Source organism: Blastococcus jejuensis (genome assembly GCF_039534705.1).
In the GTDB taxonomy this organism is placed as follows: Bacteria; Actinomycetota; Actinomycetes; order Mycobacteriales; family Geodermatophilaceae; genus Blastococcus_B; species Blastococcus_B jejuensis.
The window spans coordinates 60632-73298 of sequence record NZ_BAAAVV010000004.1; the positions used below are offsets into that span (position 1 = coordinate 60632).

A 12667-nucleotide genomic window follows, 5' to 3' on the forward strand; every position below is an offset into this window, starting at 1 on the left:
GTGATCCCGATCATCGGACTCGCGGTCGGCGTGCTCCTCGGGTTGTTCTTCGAGCCGACGGTGCCGCTGTGGCTCCAGCCGTACCTGCCGATCGCCGTCGTCGCCGCCCTGGACGCGGTGTTCGGCGGCCTGCGGGCCCGCCTCGACGGCATCTTCGACGCGAAGGTCTTCGTGATCTCCTTCGTGTCCAACGTGGTCGTGGCGGCGCTCATCGTGTTCCTCGGCGATCAGCTCGGCGTGGGGGCGCAGCTGTCCACCGCGGTCGTCGTCGTCCTCGGGATCCGGATCTTCGGCAACGCCGCGGCGATCCGCCGGCACATCTTCCGGGCATGAGTGACGACCGGCGTCCCGACGTCCCCGGCCCCGACGGGTCGGGGGACGACGACGTCGTCGTGCGCCACCCCTTCGGCCCGGCGACGACGGGGGAGCAGGCCGCTGCCGCGACGCCGGAGCCTGGACCTGCACCTGAGGTCGAGGCTGGGACGGAGCGCGAGGCGGACGCCGGGCCCGAACCGGGAGCCGGGGCCGAGCCCGAACCCGGCGCCGAACCCGAGGCAGCTGATCCCGAGGCGGCCGAGCCCGAAGCAGCCGAATCCGAGGCAGCTGAACCCGAGGCGGCCGAATCCGAGGCAGCCGAATCCGAGGCAGCCGAATCTGAGGCAGCACCCGCCCGCCGACGTCGCCGTCGGGACCCGCTGGCGGCGGCCCTGATCGGCGTCCTGACGCTGCTGCTGGGGTTCGCGTTCGCCGTCCAGGTGCGGGCGGTCGGTGACGACCAGGACTACGCCGGGGCCCGCGAGGAGGACCTGGTCCGCATCCTCGACGACCTCAACGCCCGGGAGCAGCGGCTGCGCGAGCAGATCGCCGACCAGCGCAGCGCGCTGCAGCAGCTGACCGACTCCGACAGCCGGAACGCGACGGCGCTGGAGGAGGCGCGGGCGCGGGCCGAGGCGATCGGCATCCTCAACGGCACGATCGCGGCCGAGGGGCCGGGGCTGGAGATGGTGATCCGGGACCCGGAGGACGCGGTGCGGGTCGCCGACGTCCTCGACGCGATCCAGGAGCTGCGCGGCGCGGGTGCCGAGACCATGCAGATCGACGGGATCCGGATCGGGGTCTCCTCCGCGGTGACCGGGCAGCCGGGCGACCTGATGATCGACGGCCGGCCGATCACCGCGCCCTACGAGTTCGTGGTGATCGGCGACCCGCAGGGCATGGAGACGGCGATGAACATCCCCGGTGGCGTCGTCCAGGACATGACGCGGCTGGGCGGTTCGGTCGCCATCACCCAGTCCGACTCCGTCGTCGTCGACGCGTTGCGGCCGCTGGACGCACCTCAATACGCTTCGCCGGCGACCGACGAGTAGCCCCGCCGGACGCAGTCCGGCACCCCCGCTGTCCGCAGCAATCCGAGCCCGGGAGACGATCGCCGCATGGCCACCCCGAACGACCGCCGCTACACCGACCAGCACGAGTGGGCGCTCGTGCAGGGGACCGACGACGCGGCGACCGTCGTGCGGGTCGGGATCACCGACCACGCGCAGGACGCGCTGGGCGACATCGTCTTCGTGCAGCTGCCCGCCGTCGGCGACGAGGTGACCCCGGGCACCCCGATCGGCGAGGTCGAGTCGACCAAGTCGGTCTCCGACGTCTACGCACCCCTGGCCGGGACGGTGAGCGCGGTCAACGAGGCCCTCGCCGACGCCCCCGAGACCATCAACGCCGACCCGTACGGCGAGGGCTGGCTGGTCGAGATCCGCGTGTCGGGCGACGACGGCGACCCGACGTCCGGCCTGCTCGACGCGGATGCGTACCAGGCGCTGGTCGACGCGTCGTGACGGGGCCGCCGGCGGGCCCCGGACCGGCAGAGATCACTATGCTCTCGCTGGAGCACCCCGGACCCCGGTGAACCCCGAGGACCAGCGTTCCTCACCCTGCACGTCCGGTTGACCCTCGGGCCGACCGGCTGGTTCCATACCCACGGTCCGCCGCACCACGCGGCGGCCGACCAACGACGGACTGACCGGTCCGCCGTCCGCCGGCCGCCCGCGGCCCGTTCCGAGGCCCGCGGCGGGCCCCTCGTACCGGAGGAGACGCAACGTGCACTGCACTCGATGTGGACACGAGAACCCCGAGGGCAGTCGCTTCTGCGCGCAGTGCGGCTCGGCGCTCTCCCCTGAGCGGGTCGGCGAGTCGACCAGCGTCATCCCCAAGGTCGGCGGCGAGGACTCCACCGAGCAGCCGGAGATCGCCGAGGCCGCGGCCGACGCGCACGCCGGCGCCGTGGAGTCGCTGCCGGCCGGTTCGGCCCTGCTGGTCGTCAAGCGCGGCCCCAACGCCGGCAGCCGGTTCCTGCTCGACCAGGACGTCACCACCGCCGGTCGGCACCCCGACAGCGACATCTTCCTCGACGACGTCACCGTGAGCCGGCGCCACGTGGAGTTCCACCGTGAGGGCAGCGGGTTCTCGGTGCACGACGTCGGCAGCCTCAACGGCACCTACGTCAACCGCGAGCCGGTCGACGTCGCGACCCTGGCCGGTGGCGACGAGGTGCAGATCGGCAAGTTCCGCCTGGTCTACCTGACCGGTCCCCGGACCGGCGAGCCGGCCGCTCGCTAGTGCCGGTGCCCGAGCGCGAACGCGCGCTCGGGGAGGCCGCCGATCAGCGCACGCCTCGACTGACCATCGGCGAGGTGCTGGCCGTTCTTCGCGACGACTTCCCCGACGTGACGATCAGCAAGATCCGCTACCTGGAGTCCGAGGACCTCGTCCACCCCCAGCGGACGCCGTCGGGCTACCGGAAGTTCTCCGGCGCCGACGTCAGCCGGCTGCGCTACGTGCTGGCCGCGCAGCGAGACCAGTACCTGCCGCTGCGGGTCATCAAGGAGCACCTCGAGGCCCTCGACCGCGGCGAGCCGCTGCCTCCGACCGCCGGGGGGCCGGCGGCCGTCCCGCCGCCGGCCGTCCCCGACGCCGACGACGAGACCGCGGTGCCGCCGCTGACCGCCGACCAGTTCGCCCGCGCGTCGGGCCTCGAACCCGACCAGCTGGCCGACTGCGTGCAGTTCGGACTGCTCGCGACCGACGCCGACGGCCGGCACCCGGCCTCGGACCTGCCGATCGCGCGCGCGGCCGCGGGCCTGGCCCGGCACGGCATCGAGCCGCGCCATCTGCGGGTCTACCGCAGCGGCGTGGAGCGGGAGGCCGGCCTGGTCGAGCAGCTCGTGGCGCCGGTGCTGCGCGCACGCTCCGAGGAGGCCCGGGCGCGCGCGACCGAGAAGCTCCGGGAGCTCGCGGCGTTGTCGGCGCAACTGCACACTGCACTGCTGGAGGCACGACTGCGGGACCTCCTGCGTCCCTGACTCCGGCGTACCGTGAACCGTGTCGTGACCGCCCGCCCCTTCCCGCCGGGCCCGCAACTGAGGAGCACCACCGTGCAGGAGCTTCGAGTCGTCGGTGTCCGGGTGGAGCTGCCCGGGAACCAGCCGATCCTGCTGCTCAAGGAGACGCAGGGGGAGCGGTACCTGCCGATCTGGATCGGTGCGGTGGAGGCGGCCGCGATCGCCTTCGAGCAGCAGGGTGTGCGGCCGGCCCGCCCGATGACCCACGACCTCCTGCGCGAGGTGGTCAGCACCCTCGGCGCGACCCTCGAGGCCGTGAACATCACCGAGATGCGCGACGGCATCTACATCGCCGAGCTCGTGTTCGGCGAGAACAGGGTCGTCAGCGCACGCCCGTCGGACGCGGTCGCCCTCGCCGTCCGGACGGGGGCGCCGATCTACGGCGCGGAGGAACTGCTCGACGAGGTCGGGATCGAGATCCCCGACGAGCAGGAGGACGAGGTGGAGAAGTTCCGCGAGTTCCTCGACCAGATCTCGCCGGAGGACTTCGGCGCCGGGTCGGGCTCCGGCGGCGCCTCCTGAGAACGGCCCCTCTCACGCTCCGGGAGGGGGCCGGTCCGGGGCCATCCTGTCGACATCGGCAGTCCCGTCCTCGGACTCAACTCGAAATGATGAGCCTGGCGACACGCCGCCCCGCTCAGTTGACCCACCCCACCCCCCGGCTTACGGTCTCCGAACAACAACGGTGTGACACCTGAGGTCAGTGGGTGCAATCGCCCCTGAGCCGCAATGCGGGCCCCAGTGCGGGCCGCAGTGCCCCGCAGGTGCGAGGCCGTCGACCCGGACCGTGCGAGCGGGACGGGACAGAGGAGGACGCTGGACGTGAGCGACCAGGACAACGGCTCCCAGGGTCAGCTCTTCAGCGACGCCGCAGTCGGTGCTCCCGCGTACGACGAGGTCGACACCGATCTCGTCGGTTACCGCGGCCCGACGGCGTGTGCCGCTGCGGGGATCACCTACCGGCAGCTGGACTACTGGGCCCGCACCGGGCTCGTCGCGCCCTCCGTCCGCAGCGCCACCGGCTCGGGCACGCAGCGGCTGTACTCGTTCCGCGACATCCTCGTGCTGAAGGTCGTCAAGCGCCTGCTCGACACCGGCGTCTCGCTCCAGAACATCCGCAAGGCCGTCGACCACCTGCGCAACCGCGGGATCAAGGACCTGGCGAACGTCACGCTGTTCTCCGACGGCGCGACCGTCTACGAGTGCACCTCCGCCGAGGAGGTCGTGGACCTGCTCGCCGGCGGACAGGGCGTCTTCGGCATCGCCGTCTCCGGCGCCCTCCGGGAGCTGTCCGGCGAACTCGCCGAGCTGCCCGCCGAGCGGATCGACGGCGCGCCGGTCAACCCGGCCGACGACGAGCTGTCGATGCGCCGCCGGCGCCGCGCCGCGGTGTGAGGGCTCCGCCCTAGGGGTTTTTCCCGTCCCTCCGGGGCTCTGCAGGACTCGCAGAGCACGAGACCGGCCCCGGGAGCGGGCGTGATCGACCCCACCCCGGAGCTCGGAGGACGGGCGCCCCTCGCTGGTACCGTCCGAGCAATGGTGGACCCGCTCGCCGAGAAGCTGCCGTCACTGAACGCACTGCACCCGGCGGGCTCGTTCGCCGGGCGCCACATCGGGCCCCGCCCGGACGACACCGCGGAGATGCTCGCCGTCATCGGGCACCCCTCGCTCGCCGAGCTCGCCGATGCCTGCGTGCCCGAGGGTGTGCGCGACCGCACCCCGCTCGACCTGCCGGCCGCGGTGGACGAGACGGCCGTGCTCCAGCAGCTGCGCGAGCGCGCCGCCGAGAACGAGGTCTTCACCTCGATGATCGGGTTGGGGTACTACGGCACGGTCACCCCCGCCGTCATCCAGCGGAACGTGCTGGAGAACCCCTCCTGGTACACCGCCTACACCCCGTACCAGCCCGAGATCAGCCAGGGCCGGCTCGAGGCGCTGATCAACTTCCAGACGATGGTGGCCGACCTGACCGGCCTGCCCGTCGCCGGCGCCTCGATGCTCGACGAGGCGACCGCCGCCGCGGAGGCGATGACGCTGGTCCGTCGAGCGGGCCGCGCCACGGCCGACGCGGTCTTCGTCGTCGACGCAGACACCCTGCCGCAGACCCTCGCCGTGCTCGAGACCCGCGCCGAGCCGCTGGGCATCGGCCTGCACGTCGCCGACCTCTCGTCCGGCTGGCCCACCGACCTGCCCGAGGCCGGCGCGTTCGGCGTCCTGCTGTCCTACCCGGGCGCCAGCGGTGCCGTCCGCGACCACCGCGCCCTCGCCGAGGCGGCGCACGCCGCCGGGGCGTCCGTCGTCGTCGCCGCGGACCTGCTCGCGCTCACGCTCCTGGAGGCACCGGGGGAGTGGGGGGCCGACGTCGCCTGCGGCACCACCCAGCGCTTCGGCGTCCCGATGGGCTACGGCGGCCCGCACGCCGGCTACCTCTCCGTGCGCGAGGGCCTGGCCCGTCAGCTGCCCGGCCGCCTGGTCGGCGTCTCGGTCGACGCCGACGGCGACGTCGCCTACCGGCTGGCGTTGCAGACCCGCGAGCAGCACATCCGCCGCGAGAAGGCGACCAGCAACATCTGCACCGCCCAGGTGCTGCTCGCCGTGATGGCCGGCGCCTACGCCGTGTACCACGGCGCCGAGGGGCTGACGGCGATCGCGGCGCGGGTGCACCGCAGCGCCCTGGTCCTGGCCGGCTGGCTGCGCGCCGGTGGCCTGGAGGTCGTGCACGAGCACTTCTTCGACACCGTCGAGATCCGCGTCCCCGGCCGCGCGGCCGAGGTCGTCGCCGCCGCCGCGGAGCGCCGGATCAACCTCCGGCAGGTCGACGCCGACACCGTCGCGGTCGCGTGCGACGAGACGACCTCGGTGGCGACGCTGCGCGCCGTCGCCGAGGCGTTCGGCGTCACGGCCGACGAGAGCGCGCTGGCCGACGACGGCGCCGACGCGCTGCCGGGCGATCTGCGCCGGCGTACGCCCTTCCTCACCCACCCGGTGTTCTCCGCGCACCGATCCGAGACGGCGATGCTCCGCTACCTGCGGGCGCTCTCGGACAAGGACCTGGCCCTGGACCGCACGATGATCCCGCTGGGCTCGTGCACGATGAAGCTCAACGCCGCCACCGAGATGGCCGCGATCACCTGGCCGGAGTTCGCGAACCTGCACCCGTTCGCGCCGGTCGAGCAGGCCCGCGGCTACGCCCGGCTGATCGGTGAGCTGTGCGACGCCCTGGCCGAGGTCACCGGGTACGCCGCGGTCAGCGTCCAGCCCAACGCCGGCTCGCAGGGCGAGTTCGCCGGGCTGCTCGCGATCCGCGGCTACCACCGCTCCCGCGGCGAGGAGCACCGCGACGTCTGCCTGATCCCCAGCTCCGCGCACGGCACCAACGCCGCCAGCGCGGTCATGGCCGGGATGCGGGTCGTCGTCGTCGCGTGCGACGAGGCGGGCAATGTCGACGTCGGCGACCTGCACGCCAAGGTGGACCAGCACGCCGACCGGCTCGCCGCGATCATGTTGACCTACCCGTCGACCCACGGGGTGTTCGAGACCGCGGTGCAGGACATCTGCGCCGCGGTGCACGACGCCGGAGGCCAGGTCTACGTCGACGGGGCGAACCTCAACGCCCTCGTCGGGCTGGCCAAGCCGGGGCGGTTCGGCTCCGACGTCAGCCACCTCAACCTGCACAAGACCTTCTGCATCCCGCACGGCGGCGGTGGGCCCGGCGTCGGGCCGATCGGGGTCCGCGAGCACCTCGCGCCGTTCCTCCCGGGTCACCCGCTGGTCGACACCGGCAGCACCGGGCCGGCCGTCGCCGGCGCGCCCTGGGGCTCGGCCGGCATCCTGCCCATCTCGTGGGCCTACGTGCGGCTGATGGGCCCCGACGGCCTGCTCGCGGCCACCGAGCACGCGATCTTGGCCGCCAACTACGTGGCCACCCGGCTGCGCGAGCACTACCCGGTGCTTTACACCGGCGCCGACGGGCTGGTCGCCCACGAGTGCATCCTCGACATCCGGCCGCTGACCAAGGCGACCGGCGTCACCAACGACGACATCGCCAAGCGCCTGATCGACTTCGGCTTCCACGCCCCGACGATGAGCTTCCCGGTGGCCGGCACGCTCATGGTCGAGCCGACCGAGAGCGAGGACAAGGCCGAGTTGGACCGCTTCGTCGACGCGATGATCACCATCCGCGAGGAGATCGACAAGGTCGGCAACGGCGAATACGACCGGACGGACAACCCCCTGCGCAACGCGCCGCACACGCTGGCGATGCTCGCGGGGGAGTGGGAGCGGCCCTACCCGCGGACGACGGCGGTCTACCCGGTGCCCGGCCTGGTCGGCCGCGGCTACCTGAGCCCGGTCCGCCGGATCGACCAGGCCTACGGAGACCGCAACCTGGTCTGCTCGTGCCCCTCGCCGGAGGCGTTCGCCGAACACGACTTCAGCGGTCACGCGGCCGCGTCGAACGGCTCGACACCGGAGCGGTCCGCGGGTGCCCCGGACGAACTGGGGACGACGGCCGACGTGGTGGGCTCGACCGCCTGACGAAGGACCCGTCCTCCCCACCCTTCGCACGCTCGGGGCGGGACCCGGACGGGCCATCCGGGCGTCCTGGAGCGATGTCCTGTCGGTGGGCGATGGCAGGGTGGCGGCCATGGTCGAATCCGGGCCCAAGGCCCACCTGCACCGGTATCTGCATACGGGCCGCGACGCGCTGCTCTGGAAGCTCGCCGGGCTCCCGGAGTACGACGTTCGGCGGCCGATGACCCCGACCGGCACCAATCTGTTGGGGCTGGTGAAGCACCTGGCCTACGTCGAGATGGGCTACTTCGGGCCCACGTTCGGGCGGCCGGTGGCCGAGGTGGAGCCCTGGCTGGCCGACGACGCCGAGCCCAACGGCGACATGTGGGCCACGGCGGAGGAGTCACGCGAGGAGATCCTGGCCCTCTACCGCCGGGCGTGGGCGGTCACCGACGCGACGATCGGCGAGCTCCCGCTGGAGGCGGAGGGCTCGGTGTCCTGGTGGCACCCGGACCGGCGGGCGGTGACGCTGCACCAGGTCCTCGTGCACGTGATCGCCGAGACCCACCGGCACGCGGGCCATGCCGACATCGTCCGCGAGCTGATCGACGGTGCGGCCGGCCTGCGAGACGGCAACGACAACCTGCCTGAGGTCGACCGGGTCTGGTGGTCGGGCTACCGGGATCGGCTCGAGACGGCGGCACGGGCGGCGGCGAGGGAGCCCGCCGGCGGCTGAGGGCCGCCGCCGATGCTCAGGCCGGGGCGAGCCAGACGTGGTGGTCGGCGACGGCGCGACCGTCGGGCAGCAGCTCGCCGTCGTCGTCGAAGAGGACGACGCCGTTGCACAGCAGGCGCCAGCCCTGCTCGGGGTGGCTGCTCACGACCGCGGCGAGATCGCGGGCGTCGCTGTCGGCGTCGGGGCAGGTGGTTACGTGGTGGCACATGGTCATCACATCCGTGTTTCCGGTCCCGGCGCGGTGCCGGGAGTAACAATCCGTGTTCGTCCGATTACCGGATTCGAGCAGTGTGCTCCGTTACCCGCCGGTACGAGCGTGACCCAGGTCACCAGATCACCCCAACGGGTCGTCAGGTCCTGCCAGCGGTACGACGGGGCCGAGGCATCTGCGCAGGTGGCAGCGCGTGTCGGGCGGGGGAGGGTGCCGGGCGGTCGAGCGTCGCGGGCGGGGGAGGGGGGCGCGTCGGGGTGGGGTCAGAGCTTGCGCAGGAGGACGCGGCGCACCGAGTGGTCGGCCGCCTTCTGCAGCACCAGTCGCGCCCGCGAGCGGGTGGGCGCGATGTTGGAGCGCAGGTTGGGCCCGTTCACCGCCGCCCAGATGCCGAGCGCGGTCTCGCGGGCCTGGTCGTCGGTCAGATCGGCGAACCGGTGGAAGTAGGCGGTCGTGTCGCGGAACGCCGTCCGGCGCAGGGCGAGGAAACGCTCCACGTACCAGCGCTGGATGTCGGCCTCGGAGGCATCGACGTACACGGAGAAGTCGAAGAAGTCCGAGAGGAACACCTCGGGAGCCGTGCCGTCGGCCCGGCGCCCGGCCTGCAGGACGTTGAGCCCCTCGACGACCAGGATGTCGGGCCGGTCCACGGCCTGCCGTGCCTCCGGGACGATGTCGTAGGCCTGGTGGTCGTACACGGGGGCGAAGACCTCCTCGCGCCCCGACTTCACGTCGGCGAGGAACTTCAGCAGGGCCCGCCGGTCGTAGCTCTCCGGAAAGCCCTTGCGGCCGAGGAGCCCGCGCGCCTCGAGCGTGGCGTTGGGCAGCAGGAAGCCGTCGGTGGTGACCAGGTCGACGCGGGGTGCGTCCGGGGTGGCCGCGAGCAGCGTCTGCAGCAGTCGCGCGGTCGTGCTCTTGCCGACGGCGACGCTCCCGGCGACCGCGATGACGAAGGGCACCTTGTCCGTCGAGTCGCCGAGGAACTCGCTCTGCGCCGCCCAGAGCCGGCGGCTGGCCGTGACGTGCAGGCTGAGCAGGCGCGCGAGGGGGAGGTAGACCGTCGCCACCTCGTCGAGGTCGATCCGGTCGCCGAAGGTGGCCAGCGAACGCAGCTCGGCCTCGTCGAGGGGCAGCTGCGAACCGGCCGCGAGCGCTCGCCACGAGGTGCGGTCGAACACCGCGTACGGCGAGATGGAGGAGCGCGTCCCGGCGGTCACACGCACCATCGTGCCGTCCGCACCGGTCCGGGCGCCCGGCCGGGTCACCCGGGCGGGTGGGCGGGCACCGGCCGCGGCGCGCTTGGGTGGCTGGTCGAGCCCACCGCGGAACCGCACGTCTAGGGTTCGACTGTGTCGACCCGCCCGGGACTGCTCGACTGCGTCGAGCGCTACTTCGCCGCCGCGCCCCTCGGGGATGCGCGGATCGAGGTGGCCGGGCCGCTCGACGTGCCGATCGGTGACCCCGCCTGGCCCTATCCGGCGCGACCGCGTCCGGGGGCGGGGCCGGTGAGCGCCGCGGACGTGCGAGCCGCGGTCGCGCTGCAGGAGGCCGCCGGTCTGCCGCCGGCGCTGGAGTGGGTGCAGGAACGCACGCCGGGCCTGGCCGCGGCCGCCACGGCGGCCGGGCTGTCGGTCGACGAGCTCCCGCTGCTGGTCGCCGCCGACCCCGTGGAGCTGCTGCTCCCGGCCGGGGTCCGCCTGTACATCGTCGGCGCCGACGATCCGGAGCTGCCGCGCTACCGGCGGGTCGCCGCGATCGCCTTCGCGCATCCCGGCGGGCGGGTCGACGTCCGCGAGGCTCCGCTGGACACCTCGGACGAGGTGCAGGCGCGGACGGCGGTGCTGCGCGAGCGCATCGCGTCCGGCCGGACGGTGATGATGGTCGCCGTCGAGAACGGTGAGCCGGTCGCCGTCGGGTCGCACCAGCCGGTCGACGTCGACGGCACCGAGGTGAGCGAGGTCGTCGGGGTCGCCACCCTGCCGCGGCTGCGGGCCAGGGGGCTCGGCGCCGGGCTCGCCTCCGCGCTGGTCGCGCACGCCCTGGAGAGCGCCGACATGGTCTTCCTGACCGCGGGCGACGACGACGTCGCCCGCGTCTACGAGCGGGTCGGGTTCGCCCGGATCGGCACCACGGGCGTCGCCGAGCCCCCGGACGACGACAGCTGACGGCCCCGGCTGACGGCGCCGGGCGGTGTCAGCCGCCCCGCGGTGCGGGCACGGCCGCGGCGGCCGCGGTGAGCCACGCCCGGGCCTGGTCGTAGCCGACGGCTCGCGGCACCTCGCTGAGCAGGACGACCACCCGGCTGCCGATGACGGCGACCGAGTGCAGGTGGCGGGAACCCTCGACGCAGCACATCCAGCCCTGCTTGACCGCGGGTCGGCCGGGCAGCGTCCCGAACAGGCCGAAACGCTGGTCGAAGCCGTCGGCCGCGAGGGCGGTGGCCGACCGCATCCAGCCGAGGAGGGTCGCGGCGTCCTCGGGATGGGCGAGCAGCGGCAGCAGCGTCAGGAACCGGGCCAGGTCCCGGGCGGTCGTCGTCGTCTCGCCCCACTGGCCGGGCCGGCGCGGGGGCTCGGTGCCGGTCAGGTCGTAGCGGTCGGCGACCGCGCGCACCGCCTGCGCGCCGTCGAACCGCACCCACACCGCCGAGGCGGCGGGGTCGTCGGAGCGCCGGATCATCTCGGCGAGCAGTTCGTGGTCGGCCGCCGTCAGGGCGAGCACGCCGGCACGGGCGCGGTGCAGGACGTCCTCCGCCAGGAAGAGCTTCACCATCGACGCGGAGGGGAACGGCTGGTGCGCCACGTGGCCGTTGTCGGCACTGCGAGCGGCCGTGCGCGCCGCCCGGGCCTCGACGGCCCGGATCGACAGGCCGGTGGCCGCTTCGTGCTGCCGGGCGACGACGACGGCGAGCACCCCGCCCTGCCCGTAGGCGGCGGTCACCGCGGCGACCACCTCGGCGGGCGCCCGCCCGCCCGCCTGTGCCCGCCGGGGGTCGAGCACGACGTCGGCGAGGACCACGAGCAGCAGCGCGACCGGGAGCAGGAGGCGAGCGACCGGCCGGTGCCGCAGAGCCGTCGGCATACCGCCATGGTCCGCCGCTACCGGCCGGTCACTTCAAACTTCAAGGACCGGGGGCGCGTCCCTGCCGCTCCGCCACCGGCCGGCTCCGTTCGGCCATCCCTCGGGGTCCTCCGAGCGCGCGCGGCGTGGGAGGAACGGCGGTCCTGTCACTGCTCGTAGGTCGCCACCAGCGTGGCCCGGGCCAGCGTGTGGAAGAACAGGTTGAAGCCGAGCACCGCGGGGGTGGTGTCCGCGTCGACGTCGAGGCGGTCGGCGTCCACGGCGTGCACGCACACGAAGTAGCGGTGCGGGCCGTGCCCGGCGGGTGGGGCGGCGCCGACGTAGCCGGCGAACCCGCCGTCGTTGCGCAGCTGGACCGCTCCTTCGGGGAGGTTCGGCGCGTCCTTGGCACCGGCGCCGCTGGGCAGCTCGGTGACCGAGGCGGGGATGTTGGCCACCGCCCAGTGCCAGAAGCCGCTCGCGGTGGGGGCGTCGGGGTCGTAGACGGTGACCGCGAAGCTGCGGGTGCCCTCCGGGAAGCCCGACCACGAGAGCTGGGGGGAGCGGTCCTCGCCGCCGGCGCCCATGACGCCGCTGACGAGTGGCTGCGCGAACGGCTGGCCGTCGGCGCAGTCGCTGCTCGTGACGGTGAAGCTCGGGACCTGCGGCAGGAAGTCGTACGGGTTGTACTCGATCGGTCGGTCGGCCACGTGGAGTCCTCTCCCTCGGTCTGGGCGGAACGCGGAC

General features: G+C 73.6%; 14 protein-coding genes. 10 read left to right on the top strand and 4 right to left on the bottom strand.

All coding sequences use genetic code 11. The features are described from left to right. The 9 genes from ABD644_RS09860 (at nucleotide 1) to ABD644_RS09900 (ending at nucleotide 8649) form a co-directional block, all read left to right on the top strand. Nucleotides 1-333 carry a small basic family protein gene (locus tag ABD644_RS09860; RefSeq protein ID WP_344688674.1) on the top strand — a complete coding sequence of 111 codons (333 nt, stop codon included), beginning with the start codon at nucleotides 1-3 and terminating at the stop codon, nucleotides 331-333. Continuing rightward, nucleotides 330-1367, top strand: a complete 1038-nt coding sequence (locus tag ABD644_RS09865) for a DUF881 domain-containing protein (protein WP_344688675.1) — start codon at nucleotides 330-332, stop codon at nucleotides 1365-1367. The genes ABD644_RS09860 and ABD644_RS09865 overlap by 4 nt, the downstream gene beginning before the upstream one ends. Before the next feature lie 66 nt (nucleotides 1368-1433). After that, the gene (gcvH, locus tag ABD644_RS09870; protein ID WP_344688676.1) at nucleotides 1434-1838 is read left to right on the top strand and encodes a glycine cleavage system protein GcvH; all 405 of its coding nucleotides are present in this window, start codon (nucleotides 1434-1436) and stop codon (nucleotides 1836-1838) included. A gap of 262 nt (nucleotides 1839-2100) precedes the next feature. Further along, on the top strand, nucleotides 2101-2619 hold the full coding sequence (gene odhI, locus ABD644_RS09875; protein ID WP_344688677.1) for an oxoglutarate dehydrogenase inhibitor Odhl: 519 nt from the start codon (nucleotides 2101-2103) through the stop codon (nucleotides 2617-2619). 5 nt (nucleotides 2620-2624) lie between these two features. Next, nucleotides 2625-3362 carry a transcriptional regulator FtsR gene (ftsR, locus tag ABD644_RS09880; RefSeq protein WP_344688678.1) on the top strand — a complete coding sequence of 246 codons (738 nt, stop codon included), beginning with the start codon at nucleotides 2625-2627 and terminating at the stop codon, nucleotides 3360-3362. 72 nt (nucleotides 3363-3434) lie between these two features. Then, nucleotides 3435-3923, top strand: coding sequence for a bifunctional nuclease family protein (locus ABD644_RS09885; RefSeq protein WP_344688679.1), 489 nt, complete (start codon nucleotides 3435-3437; stop codon nucleotides 3921-3923). A gap of 300 nt (nucleotides 3924-4223) precedes the next feature. Continuing rightward, complete coding sequence (locus ABD644_RS09890; protein WP_344688680.1) at nucleotides 4224-4796, top strand: MerR family transcriptional regulator; 573 nt, start codon at nucleotides 4224-4226, stop codon at nucleotides 4794-4796. 141 nt (nucleotides 4797-4937) lie between these two features. Continuing rightward, the gene (gene gcvP / locus ABD644_RS09895) at nucleotides 4938-7937 is read left to right on the top strand and encodes an aminomethyl-transferring glycine dehydrogenase (protein WP_344688681.1); all 3000 of its coding nucleotides are present in this window, start codon (nucleotides 4938-4940) and stop codon (nucleotides 7935-7937) included. 109 nt (nucleotides 7938-8046) lie between these two features. Beyond that, nucleotides 8047-8649, top strand: coding sequence for a DinB family protein (locus ABD644_RS09900; RefSeq protein ID WP_344688682.1), 603 nt, complete (start codon nucleotides 8047-8049; stop codon nucleotides 8647-8649). 16 nt (nucleotides 8650-8665) lie between these two features. On the opposite strand, the gene ABD644_RS09905 is transcribed toward ABD644_RS09900, so the two are convergent. Together ABD644_RS09905 and coaA are read right to left on the bottom strand one after the other, a co-directional pair. Further along, entirely contained in the window at nucleotides 8666-8857 is a 192-nt protein-coding gene (locus ABD644_RS09905; RefSeq protein ID WP_344688683.1) for a DUF5999 family protein, read from the bottom strand. Between the two features lie 266 nt (nucleotides 8858-9123). Continuing rightward, nucleotides 9124-10086: a type I pantothenate kinase gene (gene coaA, locus ABD644_RS09910; protein WP_344689001.1), complete on the bottom strand. Its 963-nt coding sequence runs from the start codon at nucleotides 10084-10086 to the stop codon at nucleotides 9124-9126. Between the two features lie 123 nt (nucleotides 10087-10209). On the opposite strand from coaA, the gene ABD644_RS09915 reads away from it, so the two are divergent. Continuing rightward, nucleotides 10210-11025: a GNAT family N-acetyltransferase gene (locus ABD644_RS09915; RefSeq protein ID WP_344688684.1), complete on the top strand. Its 816-nt coding sequence runs from the start codon at nucleotides 10210-10212 to the stop codon at nucleotides 11023-11025. A gap of 28 nt (nucleotides 11026-11053) precedes the next feature. Here the strand turns inward: ABD644_RS09915 and ABD644_RS09920 are convergent, their stop codons facing one another. Both ABD644_RS09920 and ABD644_RS09925 read right to left on the bottom strand, forming a co-directional pair. Next, entirely contained in the window at nucleotides 11054-11941 is an 888-nt protein-coding gene (locus ABD644_RS09920; protein WP_344688685.1) for a serine hydrolase, read from the bottom strand. 146 nt (nucleotides 11942-12087) lie between these two features. Further along, a complete protein-coding gene (locus ABD644_RS09925; protein ID WP_344688686.1) occupies nucleotides 12088-12630 on the bottom strand; it encodes a YbhB/YbcL family Raf kinase inhibitor-like protein in 543 nt (180 codons plus the stop codon). Nucleotides 12631-12667: the final 37 nt, after the last annotated feature.

Bases quoted from the DNA above. Each gene is read 5' to 3' on its own strand.
- ABD644_RS09865 (WP_344688675.1), top strand. From the start codon at position 330: ATGAGTGACGACCGGCGTCCCGACGTCCCCGGCCCCGACGGGTCGGGG.
- gcvH (WP_344688676.1), top strand. From the start codon at position 1,434: ATGGCCACCCCGAACGACCGCCGCTACACCGACCAGCACGAGTGGGCG.
- gcvP (WP_344688681.1), top strand. From the start codon at position 4,938: ATGGTGGACCCGCTCGCCGAGAAGCTGCCGTCACTGAACGCACTGCAC.
- ABD644_RS09900 (WP_344688682.1), top strand. From the start codon at position 8,047: ATGGTCGAATCCGGGCCCAAGGCCCACCTGCACCGGTATCTGCATACG.
- ABD644_RS09905 (WP_344688683.1), bottom strand. From the start codon at position 8,857: ATGTGCCACCACGTAACCACCTGCCCCGACGCCGACAGCGACGCCCGC.
- coaA (WP_344689001.1), bottom strand. From the start codon at position 10,086: ATGGTGCGTGTGACCGCCGGGACGCGCTCCTCCATCTCGCCGTACGCG.
- ABD644_RS09920 (WP_344688685.1), bottom strand. From the start codon at position 11,941: ATGCCGACGGCTCTGCGGCACCGGCCGGTCGCTCGCCTCCTGCTCCCG.